Annotated in this window: 16 protein-coding genes; 11 read left to right on the top strand and 5 right to left on the bottom strand. The window is 62.0% G+C overall.

The features are described 5' to 3' along the window. The first annotated feature begins 87 nt into the window (after window positions 1–87). The gene (locus tag UB90_RS03050) at window positions 88–2,094 is read left to right on the top strand and encodes a CocE/NonD family hydrolase (protein ID WP_065324830.1); all 2,007 of its coding nucleotides are present in this window, start codon (window positions 88–90) and stop codon (window positions 2,092–2,094) included. 46 nt (window positions 2,095–2,140) lie between these two features. Here the strand turns inward: UB90_RS03050 and UB90_RS03045 are convergent, their stop codons facing one another. From UB90_RS03045 to UB90_RS03025, 5 genes are all read right to left on the bottom strand, one after another. Continuing rightward, entirely contained in the window at window positions 2,141–2,689 is a 549-nt protein-coding gene (locus UB90_RS03045; protein WP_065324829.1) for a hypothetical protein, read from the bottom strand. A gap of 103 nt (window positions 2,690–2,792) precedes the next feature. Further along, on the bottom strand, window positions 2,793–3,269 hold the full coding sequence (locus tag UB90_RS03040; protein WP_005670680.1) for a DUF6505 family protein: 477 nt from the start codon (window positions 3,267–3,269) through the stop codon (window positions 2,793–2,795). Window positions 3,270–3,284: 15 nt separating this feature from the next. Next, window positions 3,285–3,989, bottom strand: coding sequence for a biotin/lipoate--protein ligase family protein (locus UB90_RS03035; RefSeq protein ID WP_065324828.1), 705 nt, complete (start codon window positions 3,987–3,989; stop codon window positions 3,285–3,287). Next, a complete protein-coding gene (gene apbC / locus UB90_RS03030; protein ID WP_065324827.1) occupies window positions 3,986–5,050 on the bottom strand; it encodes an iron-sulfur cluster carrier protein ApbC in 1,065 nt (354 codons plus the stop codon). Before apbC ends, UB90_RS03035 begins: the two co-directional genes overlap by 4 nt. A gap of 107 nt (window positions 5,051–5,157) precedes the next feature. Beyond that, window positions 5,158–7,116, bottom strand: a complete 1,959-nt coding sequence (locus UB90_RS03025; protein WP_065324826.1) for a 4Fe-4S binding protein — start codon at window positions 7,114–7,116, stop codon at window positions 5,158–5,160. A 367-nt stretch (window positions 7,117–7,483) separates the two neighbouring features. Between UB90_RS03025 and UB90_RS03020 the strand changes: the two genes are divergently transcribed. From UB90_RS03020 to UB90_RS02980, 10 genes are all read left to right on the top strand, one after another. Then, a complete protein-coding gene (locus tag UB90_RS03020; protein ID WP_039982912.1) occupies window positions 7,484–8,017 on the top strand; it encodes a DUF3305 domain-containing protein in 534 nt (177 codons plus the stop codon). After that, on the top strand, window positions 8,014–8,664 hold the full coding sequence (locus tag UB90_RS03015; protein ID WP_065324825.1) for a DUF3306 domain-containing protein: 651 nt from the start codon (window positions 8,014–8,016) through the stop codon (window positions 8,662–8,664). The genes UB90_RS03020 and UB90_RS03015 overlap by 4 nt, the downstream gene beginning before the upstream one ends. A gap of 14 nt (window positions 8,665–8,678) precedes the next feature. After that, complete coding sequence (locus UB90_RS03010; protein WP_005674138.1) at window positions 8,679–9,287, top strand: TorD/DmsD family molecular chaperone; 609 nt, start codon at window positions 8,679–8,681, stop codon at window positions 9,285–9,287. Window positions 9,288–9,392: 105 nt separating this feature from the next. After that, window positions 9,393–9,581, top strand: a complete 189-nt coding sequence (locus tag UB90_RS03005) for a twin-arginine translocation signal domain-containing protein (RefSeq protein ID WP_005674136.1) — start codon at window positions 9,393–9,395, stop codon at window positions 9,579–9,581. 113 nt (window positions 9,582–9,694) lie between these two features. Continuing rightward, complete coding sequence (locus UB90_RS03000) at window positions 9,695–12,706, top strand: formate dehydrogenase subunit alpha (RefSeq protein ID WP_065324824.1); 3,012 nt, start codon at window positions 9,695–9,697, stop codon at window positions 12,704–12,706. Between the two features lie 12 nt (window positions 12,707–12,718). Beyond that, entirely contained in the window at window positions 12,719–13,312 is a 594-nt protein-coding gene (fdh3B, locus tag UB90_RS02995) for a formate dehydrogenase FDH3 subunit beta (protein WP_005640291.1), read from the top strand. A 116-nt stretch (window positions 13,313–13,428) separates the two neighbouring features. Beyond that, on the top strand, window positions 13,429–14,643 hold the full coding sequence (locus tag UB90_RS02990; RefSeq protein ID WP_065321652.1) for a formate dehydrogenase subunit gamma: 1,215 nt from the start codon (window positions 13,429–13,431) through the stop codon (window positions 14,641–14,643). 4 nt (window positions 14,644–14,647) lie between these two features. Then, window positions 14,648–15,934 (top strand): c-type cytochrome, encoded by a 1,287-nt coding sequence (locus UB90_RS02985; RefSeq protein WP_065324823.1) that lies wholly within the window; start codon window positions 14,648–14,650, stop codon window positions 15,932–15,934. A 1-nt stretch (window position 15,935) separates the two neighbouring features. Continuing rightward, window positions 15,936–16,061: a hypothetical protein gene (locus UB90_RS23205; RefSeq protein WP_009176220.1), complete on the top strand. Its 126-nt coding sequence runs from the start codon at window positions 15,936–15,938 to the stop codon at window positions 16,059–16,061. A gap of 8 nt (window positions 16,062–16,069) precedes the next feature. Continuing rightward, on the top strand, window positions 16,070–17,422 hold the full coding sequence (locus tag UB90_RS02980) for a sigma-54-dependent transcriptional regulator (protein WP_005636046.1): 1,353 nt from the start codon (window positions 16,070–16,072) through the stop codon (window positions 17,420–17,422). Window positions 17,423–17,424: the final 2 nt, after the last annotated feature.

Here is a 17,424-nt window from a genome sequence, read left to right as displayed (position 1 = left end):
TGCATCATCCCGCGTACAAGTGCGCAGTTTCGCGCTGTCCGGATTTCGCGCACACTCTGCCCAAACGCATAACGAAACGAGGCCGACATGTCCGCGCAGACTCCCATCACCGTGACCGAACATCTGTGGATTCCGCTGCCCGATGGGCGCAGACTCGCGGCGCGGATGTGGCAGCCTGCGGGCGCAGGCCCGTTTCCGGCGATCCTTGAATATCTGCCCTACCGCAAACGCGATGGCACAGCCCCACGCGACGCCACCACGCATCCGGTGTTTGCTGCCAATGGCTATGCCTGTGTGCGGGTGGATATCGCCGGCTCCGGTGACAGCGACGGGCGCTTTGATGACGAATACTCCGAGCAGGAACTCTCGGATGGTGAGGCAGTGCTGGAATGGATCGCGCAGCAGCCCTGGTCGACGGGCAAGGTCGGGATGATCGGGATTTCCTGGGGCGGGTTCAATGGCTTGCAAATGGCCTATCGCCGACCGGAGGCCCTGAAAGCGGTGGTTTCAGTGGCCTCCACCGTGGATCGCTATGCTGACGATATCCACTATATGGGGGGCTGCCTGCTCAGCGATAACAAGAACTGGGCGAGCCAGATGTTCGCCTATATGACCCGGCCTCTGGATCCGAAACTGCGCCCGGATTGGCGCGCGGAATGGTTGGGTCGGATCAATGATCTGCCCTTTATGGCGGCGGATTGGCTGCGCCATCAGACGCGGGATGCGTTCTGGAAACATGGATCGGTCTGTGAAGACTGGTCCGCGATCGAGGCGCCGGTGCTGGCAATCACCGGCTGGGCCGATGCCTATGTGAACGCTCCGCCTGCGCTGGCTGCAAAGATGACCGGCGCTCCGGCCAAGGCCTTGATGGGGCCGTGGGAACACCGCTATGCCCATATCTCTCAGATTGAGGCGGCGGATTTTCATGGCGAGGTGCTGCGCTGGTTTGATCAATACCTCAAAGGGGAGGACGCCGGGGCAGAGGCCTTGCCCGACTACCGGGTCTTTATGCAGGAGTTTACCGCGCCAAGCCCGAAAAACCTGCCACAGAACGGCCGTTGGGTGGCCGAAGCGCAGTGGCCCTCGCCCAATGTCGCGGACATGGTTTGGCCGCTGGCCGAGGGGGGATTTGCACCCGAGCCGCAGGCGGGTACGGCGAGGGTACAAAGCCCTGCGACCGTTGGGCAGGCGGGCGGCTATTTCTGCCCCGGTATCCGGATCGACAATGAACGTCCCGGCGACCAGAGCGTGGATGATCGGGCCTCGACCTGTTTTGACAGCACCGCGCTGCTCGCCCCGATGGAGATCCTGGGCCGTCCGCGGGTGCGGCTGGCCTTCAGTGTCGACAAACCCGTCGCGCAGGTGGTGGCGCGGTTGTGCGATGTGGCACCCTCTGGGCAGTCGCAGCGCATCACCTATCGCCCCCGCAACCTGTGCCATGACGACAGCCATGAGGTGGCAACGCGGCTGGAGCCGGGTAAGCGCTACGAGGTGGAGTTTGAGCTGAATGAATGCGCGCATCGGGTGCTGGCGGGGCATCAATTGCGGCTGGCGCTGTCGACCTCCTATTGGCCGATTGTCTGGCCCGCGCCGGAGGCTGCCGAGATCATGCTACATCTGGACGGGTGCGCGCTGATCCTGCCGGAGCGCCGCGTCGAGGTTGAGATTGAGGCCCAGGCTCCGGGCGCGGCGCGTGACTACCCGAAGTATCAGGCCGAGGTGTTGGGAAAACCCTGGGGCGAGGCCGAGACACGTGTTGAAGCGGACGGGACCCATGTGCTGGAGAGCTTTGACAGCTATGGCGCGGCGCAGGATCTGACCCATGGCCAGCGTGTCGCCAGTAACGTGCGGATGCGCTATGCGATCCACCCCGATGATCCGGCCAGCGCGCGGTTTGACTGTGCTTGGGTCTTCAACTTTGGCCGCGATGGCGAAGGCGATCAGGAGGACTGGGGCGTGCGGATCGAGACCGACAGTTCGATGCATTGCGACACCGAGAATTTCACCCTCTGGCGCGGGATCAAAGCCTATGAGGGCGAAGAGGTGGTGCTGACGCGCGAGTGGACCGAGGTCATCCCGCGCGGCTGTCTCTGACGGTGGGCCCAAAGGAGCCACCCAGTTGAACCAAGGCGCGCGCCCGTCAGGATTGCGGCAGGGCGCGCGGGTCGAATTGGCACATCTCGCCCGCTTTGGCCAAGGCCTGATCCAGCCCGGAGAGGGAAAAACCACCGTAGAGCCAGGTTTCACCTTCGGCTGCGCGATCCACCGCAAATCCAAAATCGCCCTTGGTGGCGAGCATGGCGCCGATCAATTCAGAGATGAAGCCCGGTGTCAGGCTCGCACCATAGGTGAAGCCCGGTGCGGTGTAGAAAAACATCTCGTCACCAAACCACACCGGCTCATCCCCCAGATAGAGCGTCACACTATCCGCAGCCTCATCCCAGGGGGCCTCGACCTCTTCAGGGCCGTAAGGCGTGTAGATATAGTCGAAGGTGGCATTCAGACCGTTGTTTTCGAACGTGAACTCCAGATAGCCGGAGGTGTCACGCGCGGAGGAGAGCGTATAGACGTGGCAGGTGTTGCCCTTGTAGACCGCTGCCCAGTTGCCGGCCTCAAGGAACAGCGTCGAGGCCTGTGCGAGGCCGCCCATCAGAGACAAGGCGAGCGCCGCAGCGATAGATTTCAGCATGAAAGATGTCCTAAACAAACGTGGTTGGCGCAAAGCTACTGCGCAATAGATGCGGAAACCTTAATGCGTTATCGCGTTTGGTGATCGCCGGTGACACCGTGGTTCAGTCGTCCGTCACATGGATGGCGAATTGCTCTAGCCCCGCGGATTGGGCTTCGATCACGCGGAAACTCTCGCGCACGCCAGCCTCGGTTAGGTCTCGCGCCACTGTCAGCAGTGTGTTGGGAGCGTGATCCTCGCAAAGCTCTGCCATATGGTCGATCTCGGCTTCGGCCACGGGGCGGGCGCTTGCCATATCCGGCGCGCCATAGATCTCCATGAAATGCCGGGCGAGCTGTTCGATCAGTGTGGTGACTTCTTCGGCCTCGATCTGGGTCACGGCGACGAATGTCACCCGACCCGCGGTCTCCAGCCCCATCCAGCCATTGGCAAAGGCCTGACGCTGCTTGCCAACAAGGTCGCCCTCGCTCCAGTTGGAGAACTCAAACCCGCCGGAAATACACCATTCCCCGGTACGGGCGGGGCTGGCAAAGACGTTCATGTCGCTTTCGTCAAAATGAATGGCACGGGCCAGTTTCATCGCGTCTTTCTCCTGTCAGTCCTGCACCAGAACAGTGGTGAGCGGGATCAGATGGGTTGTTGTGTCGTCGCGCAGGAGCATGCCGAAATCCTCATCGACGCCAAGGAAGGTCCCGCTCAGCCCGGCTTGCTGGCGGTCTTCGCCGATGCCATGCGCAAGCCCGCGCCATTCTGTATGAAGCGCTTTGAGTTCGCCTTCGTCCCACCGGTTGATCCAATGCAGGCAGTGGCGGGTCCAGCTTTCCAGCAGGCGCGGTGCAGCCACATCGGCGCAGCCTTCGGCATAGAGCGCGGTTTGATCCGGTGTGTCACCCCCGTCGCCCGCAGGCCAGAGCGGCAGGTCCAAGCCCACAACCAGCCAGTCCGGCTGGGCGTCGGGTGCATCGGTACTGGCCGCGATGCGAAGGCTTCCGCATCGCGCGCCATTGATCAACAAACCACCGTCCCAGTCCAGATGCACGGCAACTTCGGGCGGGGCCAGCGCGCCAAGGGCGTTCTGAAAGCCCAGGCCGCAAACGGGCAGCATCGCCATGGCCTTGGCCAGCGGCACTTCGGGCGCGAGCACCAGTGCGGCGCGCAAGACGTCAGTGCCGAGGTCATAGACCACAAGCCCGGCATCGACGCCCAGCTCGGCCTTCTGGCAGGCGAGATCAAACGGGTCCTGTCCCGAACCTGCGGCCTCGCCCGTCATCAGAGGAGGGAAGGTGACAGTCTCGCTCATACGACGCCGCGCTCCACGAGGGCTGCGGCGATGTCCTGAAAGGCACGAGCCTGTGTGCTGTCGGGTTTGGAGACCACGATGGGCGCGCCGCCATCCGCCGCCAAACGCACATCCAAATGCAAGGGCACCTCTGCCAAGAGTGGTACGTTCAGTTTCTCAGCCTCTGCCGCAACGCCGCCATGGCCAAAGATATGCTCCTCATGGCCGCAGTTGGAACAGATGTGGGTCGACATGTTCTCAATGAGGCCGAGGATCGGCACGTTCAGCTTGTGGAACATATCAATTCCTTTTCGGGCATCAATCAGGGCCACATCCTGCGGGGTGGAGACCACAATCGCCCCGTCCACCTGCGCCTTTTGCGCCAGTGTCATCTGCACGTCGCCGGTGCCCGGCGGCAGGTCCACGATCAGCACATCGAGTGCCCCCCATTGCACCTGCATCATCATCTGTTGCAGCGCGCCCATCAGCATCGGGCCGCGCCAGACCACGGCCTGATCGTCATTGGTCATCAGACCGATCGACATCATGGTGACGCCGTGATTCCGCAGTGGCAGGATGGTTTTGCCGTCGGGACTGGCCGGGCGGCCAGAGACACCGAGCATGCGCGGTTGCGAGGGGCCGTAGACATCCGCATCCAAGAGGCCTACGCGTTTGCCAGCCTGCGCGAGGGCACAGGCAAGGTTGGCCGAAACGGTGGATTTCCCGACGCCGCCCTTGCCCGAGGCGACCGCGATGATCTTTGCGATGCCGGGGATCTTTTGCGGGCCTTGCGGCTCTGCGGGTTTGTTGGGTTTGAGATCCGGCGGGGCTTTGGTGCTATGCGCCGTCATCAGGGCCGAGACTTTCTCAACCCCGGCGAGGTTGCTCACCAGTGCCTCGGCCTGATCGCGCACCGGCGCGTAGGCCTCGGATTTGGCCGGGTCAATTTCCAGCACAAACCGCACATTGCTGCCCTCAATGGTGAGGGCGCGGACGATGCCTGCGGCGACGATATCGCTGCCGCTCACGGGGTCTTTCAGGGTCTTCAGGGCGTCGAGGACGGCGTCGCGGGTGATGGACACGCGGGTCTACTCCTTGGTTGGTCTGGTGGTTGGCCTGGTCAGGTCACGCGCCTGTATGGTGCCTGCTACGCGCGCGGGTTTAAAGGGCTCAGTGGCGCAAGTTCGCGTCAATGGTCGCGCCGCGTGCTGAGATAATCCTCAGTGGTGCGCACGCGGGGACGTTCCTTGCCCGCGAAGGGGGAATCCTTTTGGTGGAACTGCGCGTTCACGCGGCAGTCATCGCACATCTGGATCATCTTGGCGGCATCCGGGTTGGCAAACATCGCATGATTGCCCGCAAGCTTTTCCATGATCCGCTCGACGGTGGATTTGACTCCAAAGAGGCTGCCACATTCGATGCAGGCAAAGGGCTCTTCTTCATTCAAAACCACCTGATCCAGCGCCGAGGCGGCAAGGTTCAGGCGCGGCTCGTAGGTGATGGCATCCTCCGGGCAGACATTGGCGCAGAGACCGCATTGCAGGCAGGCATCTTCCTGAAAGCGCAGCTGCGGCAGGTCCGGGTTGTCCCCCAACGCCCCCGACGGGCAGAGTGACACGCAGGACAGGCACAGGGTACAGGCATCCTGATCGACCAGCACCGCGCCATAGGGCACACCCTCTGGCAACGGCAATTCTGTGTCAGCGGCGTTCAGGGCCAATGCGGCCTGTCGGGTGATCTGGCGGCGGGTGCCCATGGGGCGCTGGACTGTCGCGGGGGCTGCGGGCAGATCGCGGGTCTCGTAGAGCGCATCACACAGCGCCTCGGGTTCTGCCGCGTGCAGCAGGCGCGCGGCATCAGCGGAAATCGCATTGGCGAGATCAACCTCGCGCGTTTGAACCTCAAGATCGGCGCGCGGCCCGGGCAGCAGGCAGACCTCGCGGAACCCAGCGGCACGCGCCGCGAGGATTTCTGCATGGCCAAAGGTGTTGAAGGCCTCGACCTCCAGCGGAATGACGCTTGCGGGGAGGCCACGGTCAAACCGCGCGGCGAGGCGAATCATCTCGGCACCATGGGCGTCCACCACCAGCAGCCGGGGCGTGTCGCCACCTGCCGCCAGATAGGCCTTGGCGAGGGTTTGAACACGCAGGAACAGGCTCTCAGCCGGGGGCGCATCATAGGTGATGGCGCTGGACGGGCAGAGCGAAGCACAGGCGCCGCAGCCTGCGCAAATCATCGGATCAATGGCAACGCTGTCGCCATTGGGCGTGATCGCACCGGTGGGGCAGGCATCCAGACAGCGGGTGCATCCGGTTTGACGCGCGCGGGAATGAGCGCAAAGCAGCGGCTCCGCCTTCACGTAGAGCGGTTTTTCAAAAGTGCCGACCATCTGGCTGGCAGCCAGCACCGCGTCCGCCACCGCGACCGGCGACTTCGGGTCTGCGCGCAGGTAGCCTTCGCGTTTCTCGGGGGCCGGGAACAGGGGGGCGTCGCCGCGCAGGTCGAGGATGACATCGCACTCGGAGCGGCCTGCGTCGCGGGGCGCGCTCCACGTCCAGTCGCGCCCGGTGACATCGAGCGATTGCAGCGCGTCCACCGTCACTTCAAAGTTGCCGAGTGCTCCGCGCGCGCTGCGCAGCTGCCCTCGGATTGCGTCGAACCCGCGGCTGAGCGGCGGCTCGGCCGCATCGGTCAGCAGAACCGTAACACCAAGGATATCCTGTAGCTTCTCGGCGGCAGGCAGCGCCACATCCGCAGTGCCGACGATCAGGCACAGACCTTCGCTGATCACATCGACGCTTTTGGCGGGGCGGATGTTCAGCTGCGTCTCTGCAACCAATGCGGACATTTTGGGTAGTACATCGCCCGCGTTTTGCGCCTCAATGGACCATCCGGCCCTGTCTCGCAGGTCGAGAAACAGCGGGGCATCCTGTCCCAACTCCTCGGCCAGGGCGGTGAAAAAGCGGCTTTCCTGGCCGCAACAAAAAATTGCATCCGGGTCCTGAAGGGCTGCGACTGCGGCATCGGATTGGGTTGTGCAGAGGTTTGAATGCACCTTTGAGCACGGCAATCCGGTGGTTGCGCTAAGGGTCTCTGAATCGAGTGGTTGTGATCCGGAACAATCACACAATATCAGGTTCTTAGGCATGTTTTCCTCGCTGGCCGTCGGGCTGGCATTCGGTGGTGAAATCACGGGTTTGGAGCGTATCCTAGTCAGGTTTCACGGCATTCGTAAACCACCGTAAAGCGCGGCAAGGGGCGCAGGATCCAGCGCGGTGGCGAAGTGATTCGGGAATTTATCGAAAAAATCGAATGCCTGAGCAAAAAGATAGGGTTGGACAATTCGTCCACTGCCGGTCCTTGGGTTGGGGTGGGGGAGTCAAATTGTCCACGGCGGGCTGAAATGCCCAATCCCATAGCACTGTGTGCTTTCGCATGCAGGGTGGTTTGCGGCAAGATTGCAGCAACTTAGCCAGGGATGGGTCGTGGACCAGTACTACGCAAAGATGGATGTGATGCCGCTTGGGGTCGTGATCCGGCGCACGCCGGGGGTTACGCCGTGGGCGCGTTGGGCGTGGCGTGTGGTGGCGGTGCTGCCCGGAGCCGCTGATGCCGACTGGAGCCTGATGCGGGAAGAGGGCGAAGCTTGCGAGTTTCACGCAGCGACGTTGCCGCTTGAATTGCACCGCGCCGATGCTGAGGCTTACATGCAAGGTCTCACTGCCAATCCGCCAAGCATTTACGTGGTGATGCGACCGGGGCCGAATGCACGCCCTGAGGTGACGCTGGTCACGGCCTCGCCGTTTGAGGCGCAGGATTATGCCGACACCGGCGAGGATCAGGTCGAGAAGGTCGAGATGCCTGCGGGGCTGGTGGCATGGGTGCGCGATTTCACCCTCGCGCATTTCAAGGAAGAAGAGTTCAAGAAGCGTCGTCGCGACCGCCAGCGTGTGGATCTGGAGGAGGACGGCGTGGGCGATGCGCGCATTCCGCAACTGACGGATGTGTATCGCGCGCCGGCCAAGGCTCGTAAGGAGCGCCTGCAATGAGTGCGCAGAATTTCTGGTCCCGCCGTCGCGCAGCGGTCGAGGCGGAAGAGGCGCAAGAGGCCCGCGCGCTGAAGGAGGCCGAAGCGCAGGTGCGGGACGCTGAACTGGCAGAGCGCAGCGATGCTGAGCTGCTCGTCGAGTTGGATCTGCCGGACCCGGATACGCTCGGGCCGGGGGATGATTTCAAGGCGTTTCTCACCGAAGCCGTTCCTGCACGTCTCAAAACACGTGCATTGCGTCGGCTCTGGGTCACCAACCCGGTCCTGGCAAATGTCGACGGGCTGATCGACTATGGTGAGGATTTCACAGATGCGGCGATGGCGGTGGAAAACATCCAGACCGCCTATCAGGTCGGCAAAGGCATGACCGCCCATGTGGAAGAACTGGCCCGTCAGGCAGAGCGTGAAGCGGCAGCACAAGACGCCGATGACGTGGCACCGGACGTTGCAGCCTCTGATGCGCAAGAGGACACCATTTCGCCGGAGGATAACGCCGAAGCCGCCGCTGCGCCAGTCGCCTCCACCGAGGCCGAAGTGGTGCAAGAAGGTGAGGTCGCGCACAGCGATGCGCAGGTCGAGGATACCCCGCCACAGGTGACATCGCGCCGAATGCGCTTTGTCTTCGAGGATGCGGAGGCAACAATATGACACAGGAGAGCCCGATGACAGACGCCGCCGTGACCACAGAGCGGGTCAGCGAAGAAGATCGGCTGCGCGCGGATCTCTACAACTACCTTGGCCTGATGCTGGCCGCGCCCCCGAGCGAGATGCTGCTGGAACAGACGGCTGGGCTCTCCGGGGATGAGACGCCGCTGGGGCAGGCGATCACCCAACTGGCACGGGTGGCCAAACGCACCAAACCTGCCGGAGCCGAACGCGAGTTCAACGCGCTGTTCATCGGTCTGGGTCGGGGGGAGTTGCTGCCCTATGCAAGCTATTACCTCACTGGTTTCCTGAATGAAAAGCCTCTGGCAGCGCTGCGTAACGACATGAGCGCGCGGGGGCTGAGCCGCGCGCCCAATGTGTTTGAACCCGAAGACAACATCGCCTCCCTGATGGAGATGATGGGGGCGATGATCGTGGGCCGGTTTGGTGCCGCCACATCGCTTGCAGAGCAGAAAACCTTTTTCAACAAACACATCGGTCCGTGGGCCGCGCATTTCTTTGCCGACCTCGAGGGCGCAAAGAACTCCGTGCTTTATGCCTCAGTGGCGGCGGTTGGGCGGGCCTTCATGGAAATTGAGACCGAAGGATTTCGGATGGGGGGCTGAGCTCTCTGATCCACGACGATGCGCCCGCAGGAGGCAGGCGCAGGGCAGGGCGGCCCGGACGCCCGAACGACTGGACCTAAAGACCGAAAGAGGAGGAGGATCCACATGTCACGGAAAGAGGATGGCGCAAGCCGCCGCGACTTTCTGAAACTGGCTGCAACCACCACGCCCGCAGCGGCGGTGGCCCTTGCAACCACCGGAGGCGAGGCTGAGGCCGCCACTCCGGACCTGTCATCGAACAAGATGCAGGATACCGCGCATACCCGCGCCTATTACGACAGCACCCGGTTCTGACCGGATGCCTTTCATGCCTGAGCCGACTGGTTGCGTGACGCCCGACTGAGCAAAGGTTTCTCAATAAACCCAGCGCGCTTCTGATTTCAGGGGCAAGCAAGGGAGGTTTTAAAATGCTTAGGAAAAAGACCAACGGGGTTGCGCGACGCCCCCAGCGGACCAGTATCCTGTCCAAGGTCGGCGAGTCAGCTGTCGACCGCCGCGCATTCCTGCGCGGGTCCGGCCTCGCCATCGGCGGGCTTGCGGCCATCAGCGCCACCGGTGGAACGGTGACGCAGGCCAATGCGGCGGCCTCTGCGACCGGCGCCATGGAAACAATCAAATCCGTCTGCACCCATTGCTCGGTCGGCTGTACCGTCATCGCAGAGGTGCAAAACGGTGTCTGGGTCGGTCAGGAACCCGGCTGGGACAGCCCCTTCAACTTGGGGTCGCACTGCGCCAAAGGCGCATCGGTGCGCGAGCACGCCCATGGTGAGCGGCGCCTCAAGTACCCGATGAAACGCGAAGGCGGTGAGTGGAAGCGCATCAGCTGGGAACAAGCCATCGACGAGATCGGCGACCAGATGATGTCCATCCGCGAAGAAAGCGGCCCGGACAGCGTTTATTGGCTCGGCTCTGCCAAGCACAACAACGAACAGGCCTACCTGTTCCGCAAGTTCGCCGCCTACTGGGGCACGAACAACGTGGACCATCAGGCGCGGATCTGTCACTCCACCACCGTTGCAGGTGTTGCGAACACATGGGGCTACGGCGCCATGACCAACAGCTACAATGACATCCATAACTCCAAGGCGATCTTCATCATCGGCGGCAACCCTGCCGAGGCGCATCCGATCTCGCTGTTGCACGTGCTGAAGGCCAAGGAGCAGAACAATGCGCCGCTGATCGTTTGTGATCCGCGCTTTACCCGCACGGCGGCCCATGCAGACGAGTATGTGCGCTTCCGTCCCGGTACAGACGTGGCGCTGGTCTGGGGGATCTTGTGGCATATCTTTGAAAACGGTTGGGAGGACAAAGAGTTCATCCGCACCCGTGTCTGGGGTATGGACCAGATCCGCGACGAGGTCGCAAAATGGACGCCCGAAGAAGTTGAGCGCGTGACCGGCACCCCCGGCAGCCAGCTCAAGCGCGTGGCGCGGACCTTGGTGAACAACCGTCCCGGCACCGTGATCTGGTGTATGGGTGGTACCCAGCACACCAACGGCAACAACAACACCCGTGCCTACTGCATCCTGCAGCTTGCACTCGGCAACATGGGCACCTCCGGCGGCGGCACCAACATCTTCCGCGGTCACGACAACGTGCAGGGGGCGACCGACCTTGGCGTTCTGAGCCACACGCTGCCGGGCTATTATGGCCTGTCGGCTGGCGCATGGGGCCATTGGGGCCGTGTCTGGGGCGAGGACATGGACTGGCTCAAGGGGCAGTTCGAAACCGTCAAATCCGCCGACGGCAAGGACAAGAACCTGATGAACCTGACGGGCATTCCGGTGTCTCGTTGGATCGACGGGATCCTCGAAGACAAAGAGAACATAGATCAGCCCAACAACGTGCGGGCCATGGTTCTCTGGGGCCACGCGCCGAACTCTCAAACCCGGATGACGGAGATGAAGACGGCGATGGAAAAGCTCGACATGCTTGTCGTGGTGGACCCCTATCCGACCGTCTCTGCCGTGCTGCATGACCGCACCGATGGCGTCTACCTGCTGCCCGCCTGTACTCAGTTTGAGACACGTGGCTCCGTGACGGCGTCGAACCGGTCGCTGCAGTGGCGCGATCAGGTGGTGGAGCCTCTGTTCGAGAGCCTTCCCGATCACGTGATCATGGCCAAATTCGCCAATAAGTTTGGCTGGGCAGATCGTCTCTTCCGCAATATCGAGATGGAAGACGCCGAGACCCCCAACATCGAGAGCATCACCCGCGAGTTCAATCAGGGTATGTGGACGGTGGGCTACACGGGGCAAAGCCCGGAGCGTATCAAACTCCATATGGCGAACCAGCACACGTTTGACCGCACCACGCTGCAAGCGGTGGGCGGCCCGGCGGATGGGGATTTCTACGGCTTGCCGTGGCCCTGCTGGGGCACACCCGAGATGAACCATCCGGGCACGCCGAACCTATATGATATGTCCAAACCGGTGGCCGAAGGTGGCCTGTGTTTCCGCGCCCGTTTCGGGGTGGAACGCGATGGCGACAATCTGCTGGCCGAGGGTGTCTCGAACCCCGGCGCGGAAATTCAGGACGGCTATCCTGAGTTTACCATGCAGATGCTGGTGGATCTGGGCTGGGATAAGGACCTCACCCAAGAAGAGAAAACCGTTATCGCAGGCGTTGCGGGCGTACAGCTCGATGGTGCGGGCGAAGCGGGAACCAGCGGAAATGGCAATCAGGGCGCAGGCGAAGAAGTGGGCGAGCAGTCCATGTCTCCGTTCCCGTCTGATTTCAACACCAAGACCGCTTCGGTGAACTGGAAAACCGACCTTTCCGGCGGTATCCAGCGGGTTGCGATCAAGCATGGCTGCGCCCCATTCGGCAACGCCAAGGCCCGTGCCGTGGTGTGGACCTTCCCGGATCCGGTGCCGTTGCACCGCGAGCCGCTCTACACCAACCGGCGGGATCTGGTGGCGGATTATCCGACCTATGAGGATCGGAAATTCTACCGTCTGCCCACCATGTATGCCTCGATCCAGAAGAACGACGTCTCCAAGGAGTATCCGATCATCCTCACCTCCGGCCGTCTGGTCGAATATGAGGGCGGCGGTGATGAGACCCGTTCAAACCCATGGCTTGCGGAATTGCAGCAGGACATGTTCGTCGAAATCCACCCGCGCGATGCCAATGACATCGGCGTGCGGGATGGGGCTCAGGTCTGGGTCGAAGGCCCGGAAGGCGGCAAGGTCAAGGTGATGGCCATGGTGACAGAACGGGTCGGTGAGGGCGTTGCCTTCATGCCGTTCCACTTTGGCGGGCACTTCCAGGGTAAGGACCTGCGGGACAAATATCCCGACGGTGCGGACCCCTATGTGCTGGGCGAAAGCACCAACACCGCGCAGACGTATGGCTATGACTCGGTCACTCAGATGCAAGAGACCAAAGCCACCCTCTGCAAAATCATGCCAGCGTAAGGAGACGGACATATGGCACGAGCTAAATTCCTGTGCGACGCCGAACGCTGCATCGAGTGCAACGCCTGCGTCACCGCTTGTAAGAACGAGCACGAAGTCCCTTGGGGCATCAACCGTCGCCGTGTTGTGACCATCAATGATGGCAAGCCCGGCGAGCGGTCGATCTCGGTCGCCTGTATGCATTGTTCCGATGCACCCTGCATGGCGGTCTGCCCGGTGGACTGTTTTTACCAGACCGAGGACGGGGTGGTTCTGCACTCCAAGGACCTCTGCATTGGCTGTGGCTACTGCTTCTACGCCTGTCCCTTTGGGGCACCGCAGTATCCGCAGGCGGGCAACTTCGGCTCTCGCGGCAAGATGGACAAATGTACCTTCTGCGCCGGTGGTCCTGAGGAAAACAACTCTCAGGCCGAGTTCCAGAAGTACGGGCGCAACCGGATCGCAGAAGGCAAATTGCCGATCTGCGCCGAGATGTGCTCCACCAAGGCGCTTTTGGCAGGCGATGGCGACACCGTCTCCGCTGTCTACCGCGAGCGTGTGGTGGCCCGTGGCTTTGGCTCCGGCGCTTGGGGCTGGGGAACCGCTTACGATCAAAAGGGCGGCTGACGCCCACTTTTGATCCCAATACGCCTACACCGGGAGGCGGCCCGCCATTGTGGCGGGCCCCTTCCGCTATGCGACTGATTCATTTTATCAAATCCGGCTCAACGGGAGGTCCATCCATGCCGCGCCTGATTTTCGTATTCGTCCTTAAACTGGCCCTGCTCTGTGGCCTGTCTGCCTATGCGCAGGACGCAAACCCCGTGGCACCTGATCGCTCCGCCACCGGTGGGGCGCAGACACTCGAGGACATTCTCGCGCGGCAACGTGGCGAGGCGCTGGACGACAGTTTCCGCAGCGACGCGACCGGGAACCCTGAGATTGCTGCCGGGATTGATCAGCAGTTGGGCACCCTTGGTGGCCAGTCCGATCCCGAACTCTGGCGGGCGTTGCGCTACAATTCCGCCGATATTCGCGTCTCTGCCGGGGGCGATGTGGCCACGGTCCTGGTGCAGGACGGTGGCATGAACTGGCTCTCGTTCCGGGCGGGCCCGTTGCGGCAATATGGGGGCTGGCTCTTGCTGGGCACGATTGCTGCGCTGGCAGTGTTTTTCCTGCTACGGGGCCGTGTACGGGTCGATGCAGAAAAGACCGGACGCACAGTGACCCGTTTTGCCTTTGTCGAGCGGATGACCCACTGGACCCTTGCCGGATCTTTCATCCTGCTTGGTCTGACGGGGCTTCTGACGCTCTTTGGTCGGGTGGCGATCCAGCCGTATCTGGGCAAGGACGTGAATTCGGTGCTGCTCATCGGCTCCAAATGGATTCACAATTCCGTCTCTTGGGCCTTCATGCTGGCGCTCATTTTGGTGTTTGTCATGTGGGTTGCCCATAATATCCCGAACAAACTCGATCTGGTTTGGATCAAGCAATTCGGTGGCATCATCGGCAAGAAACACCCCCCCGCAAAGAAGTTCAACGCCGGTCAAAAGGTGATTTTCTGGTCGGTCATCCTGTTCGGGGCCTCGATCTCCGTCTCCGGCCTCTCGCTGCTGTTCCCGTTTGAACTGCCGCTCTTTGCCAAGACCTTTGCCCTCCTCAATGACACCGGCATCCCGCAGTGGCTTGGTTATGGTGTCTTGCCCACAGAGCTTGCCCCGCAAGAGGAGATGCAGCTTGCACAGCTCTGGCACGCGATCGTCGCCTTTGTGCTGATGGCGATCATCATCGCGCATATCTATATCGGCACGCTTGGCATGGAAGGCGCGTATGACGCCATGGGTTCTGGCGAGGTGGATGAGGCTTGGGCGCATCAGCACCACTCGATCTGGCTCGAGGAAGTGCAGGAGAAAGAGCGCGCCAAGGCTGAAAACACAGGCGCCACCCCGGCGGAGTGACGTGATGCGGCGACTGGCGCTAAGCCTTGCCCTCTGTGCCGCGCCCGTCTGGGGCGCGGGTGCAGAGGAATTTGTGACCCTCAAAGGACACGGTGGGCCAATCATGGCGCTTGCCGTGGACGATGAGGATCGCGTGGCCAGCGCCAGTTTCGACAATACCGCTGCCATTTGGCAGGGGGACAGCCCTACGTGGCTGGAGGCCCATGACGCGGCCACCACCGCGGTGACCTTCGGCCCGCGCGGGGCGCTGTTCAGCGGTGGCGATGATTTTGCGATCTATCGCTGGCAGCAGGGACAGCCGCAGCACATCGGGCGTCATGCGGGCAAGATCCGCGCGCTGGATGTCTCGTCGGATGGGGCGTTTCTGGCCTCAGCCAGTTGGGACGGCACCATCGGTCTTTGGTCGCTGAACGGCGGTGTCGGGCAGCAGATCACCGTGGGGGCAGGTGTCAACGATGTGCGCTTTGATGCCAAAGGGCGCTTGTTTGCCGCAACCATGACCGGGCAGGTGCAGGTCTATGACACGCCCGACGCAACACCTCGGCTCTTGGCCGAACAGGGGTTTGGCATCAACCGTCTGGTGCTGTCGCAAGAGGGCTGGCTTGCCTATGGCGCGGTGGATGGCGACACGCGGGTGATCGACATGGAAACCGGTGCGCAGATTGCCGATTTCACCCTCGACCGCCGCCCGATCCTCGCCTTGGCCTATCATGCGCAAAGCCAGCAGATCGCGGTGGGCGACGGTCATGGCTACATCATGATGATCGACACTCGTAATTGGACCATTGCCCGCGATTTCAGGGCGATGCGCGAGGGACCGGTCTGGGCATTGGCGTTCTCGCGCGATGGCAGCCGCATCTGGGCCGGGGGCATTCACGATGTGATCTATGGCTGGCCCATTGCGCTGATGGACGGCCATCAGGCCGCCGGAAACGAGACACGCAGTTTTCTGCAAGCCCCCGAAACCATGAGCAACGGCGAGCGCCAGTTCATGCGCAAATGCTCCATCTGTCACGACCTCAACGATGCCGGGCAGCGCCGGGCCGGGCCGCATCTGGCGGGTCTGTTCGGGCGCGCGGCGGGCAGCCTGCCGGGCTACCGTTATTCCCAGACATTGCTGCAATCCGACCTGATCTGGACGGACGAGACCATTGATGCCCTGTTCGACCAGGGGCCTGACCACTATATTCCGGGGTCCAAGATGCCGATGCAACGCATCACCGCCCCCACGGATCGCCAGGATCTGATAGACTATCTGAAAACCGCGACAAAACTTCCGGAGGACGACTGAAATGAAAGCCATGCTGACAGGCTTTGCCCTCATTGCCGCAATCGCGGTGGGCGCTGACTTTGCGCTGGAGCGTGCAGGATTTTCCGCGCAGGACCAGAACTCCGGTGCTGCCGTGCGCCTGAACTGACACGCCAGATGAACGTCTCCGCCACCATCCGCGATGAATACTCAGAATCGCTGTCGTCCGCATCGATCCTCGTGATTGATGACGAACCCGGCATGCGTCACTTCATGACCAAGATCCTGGAACCCCGCTGCAAACGCGTGGAACAGGCCGCCTCTGCGCGCGAGGCCTCTGATATTCTCGACAAGGCCCATTTCGACCTGATCGTGCTGGATAACATCATGCCGGGGAAAACCGGGCTGGACTGGGTGGCAGAGCAGCGCCGGGTGGGGCTGTTTGCCGACACTATTCTGGTGACCGCCTATGCGGATCTCGATACGGCCATTCAGGCGCTCAGGATCGGGATTGCGGATTTTGTGCTCAAACCCTTTCGCGCCAATCAGATCCTCAACGCGGTGGCGCGCGCCCTCGACCGCAAGTATCTGCGGCGGGAAAATTACCTCTTGAAGCACGAGCTTTCAGCCGAGCAATCCGGCGCGCGTGGCCGCCTTCTGGGCAAGTCCGCCGCCATCGAAAAAGTGCGCCAGATGTTGCAGCGGTTGGCCCCATTGCCGACGCCGGTGCTGTTTACCGGCGCGTCTGGTACGGGCAAGGAAATCGCCGCCCGCACGTTGCATTCGCTCTCGGATCGGGCAGAGCAGCCCTTTGTTGCGGTAAACTGCGCCAGCCTCTCTCCCGACCGTCTGGCAGAAGAGCTGTTTGGGGTCATTGATGCGCAGGATCGTCGGCGCGACGGTCTGTTCCTGCACGCTGATGGTGGGACGCTCTTCCTCGATGAGGTAGCGCAGATGCCGGAACAGGTGCAGGCGGCGCTGTTGCGGGTGTTGGAGGACCAGAAGGTACGCCCTGTTGGGGCGGAACGTGACATCCCGCTGAACTTGCGATTCCTGCTGGCCACCAACGCCGACTTGCCAGACGCAATCGCGGCGGGAAAATTCCGCGCGGATCTCTATCACCGGATCAATGTGGTCAATATCGAGATGCCGCCGCTTCAGGAACGGATAGAGGATATCGTCGAGCTGGCCGCGCTTTTTATGGATCAATTCGCATTGAGCCTCGGCATGCCCGCGCTGGAGCTGGACGAAGAAACCCTGCTGAAGTTCTCGCGCTACGCGTGGCCCGGAAATGTGCGTGAATTGCGCAATCTGATCGAACGCTCAGTGATCCTAGGGGCTTTTCCCGAAGAGTTCGCAGGCACCGGATCTGTGACCGGAACAGCGGCGGTTGAAAACCTCGATATGGTGATGCAGCGCCACATTATGCATGTACTGGATGCCTGTGACGGCAATCGCGCCGAGGCAGCCCGCCGCCTTGGTGTTTCGCGCAAAACAGTAGATCGCAAATGCGCCAGTTGGGGTGTCTGAGC

Origin of the sequence: Tritonibacter mobilis, from assembly GCF_001681715.1 — a bacterium.
Taxonomy (GTDB): Bacteria; Pseudomonadota; Alphaproteobacteria; order Rhodobacterales; family Rhodobacteraceae; genus Epibacterium; species Epibacterium mobile.
Note: the sequence above shows the minus strand (reverse complement) of the source record. Positions and strands in the feature narration are given on the sequence as shown.

What these genes read in the sequence shown, in the direction of transcription:
- UB90_RS03050 (WP_065324830.1), top strand. Translation starts at nt 88, where the DNA reads ATGTCCGCGCAGACTCCCATCACCGTGACCGAACATCTGTGGATTCCG.
- UB90_RS03045 (WP_065324829.1), bottom strand. Translation starts at nt 2,689, where the DNA reads ATGCTGAAATCTATCGCTGCGGCGCTCGCCTTGTCTCTGATGGGCGGC.
- UB90_RS03040 (WP_005670680.1), bottom strand. Translation starts at nt 3,269, where the DNA reads ATGAAACTGGCCCGTGCCATTCATTTTGACGAAAGCGACATGAACGTC.
- UB90_RS03035 (WP_065324828.1), bottom strand. Translation starts at nt 3,989, where the DNA reads ATGAGCGAGACTGTCACCTTCCCTCCTCTGATGACGGGCGAGGCCGCA.
- UB90_RS03025 (WP_065324826.1), bottom strand. Translation starts at nt 7,116, where the DNA reads ATGCCTAAGAACCTGATATTGTGTGATTGTTCCGGATCACAACCACTC.
- UB90_RS03020 (WP_039982912.1), top strand. Translation starts at nt 7,484, where the DNA reads ATGCCGCTTGGGGTCGTGATCCGGCGCACGCCGGGGGTTACGCCGTGG.
- UB90_RS03015 (WP_065324825.1), top strand. Translation starts at nt 8,014, where the DNA reads ATGAGTGCGCAGAATTTCTGGTCCCGCCGTCGCGCAGCGGTCGAGGCG.
- UB90_RS03010 (WP_005674138.1), top strand. Translation starts at nt 8,679, where the DNA reads ATGACAGACGCCGCCGTGACCACAGAGCGGGTCAGCGAAGAAGATCGG.
- UB90_RS03005 (WP_005674136.1), top strand. Translation starts at nt 9,393, where the DNA reads ATGTCACGGAAAGAGGATGGCGCAAGCCGCCGCGACTTTCTGAAACTG.
- UB90_RS03000 (WP_065324824.1), top strand. Translation starts at nt 9,695, where the DNA reads ATGCTTAGGAAAAAGACCAACGGGGTTGCGCGACGCCCCCAGCGGACC.
- fdh3B (WP_005640291.1), top strand. Translation starts at nt 12,719, where the DNA reads ATGGCACGAGCTAAATTCCTGTGCGACGCCGAACGCTGCATCGAGTGC.
- UB90_RS02990 (WP_065321652.1), top strand. Translation starts at nt 13,429, where the DNA reads ATGCCGCGCCTGATTTTCGTATTCGTCCTTAAACTGGCCCTGCTCTGT.
- UB90_RS02985 (WP_065324823.1), top strand. Translation starts at nt 14,648, where the DNA reads ATGCGGCGACTGGCGCTAAGCCTTGCCCTCTGTGCCGCGCCCGTCTGG.
- UB90_RS23205 (WP_009176220.1), top strand. Translation starts at nt 15,936, where the DNA reads ATGAAAGCCATGCTGACAGGCTTTGCCCTCATTGCCGCAATCGCGGTG.
- UB90_RS02980 (WP_005636046.1), top strand. Translation starts at nt 16,070, where the DNA reads ATGAACGTCTCCGCCACCATCCGCGATGAATACTCAGAATCGCTGTCG.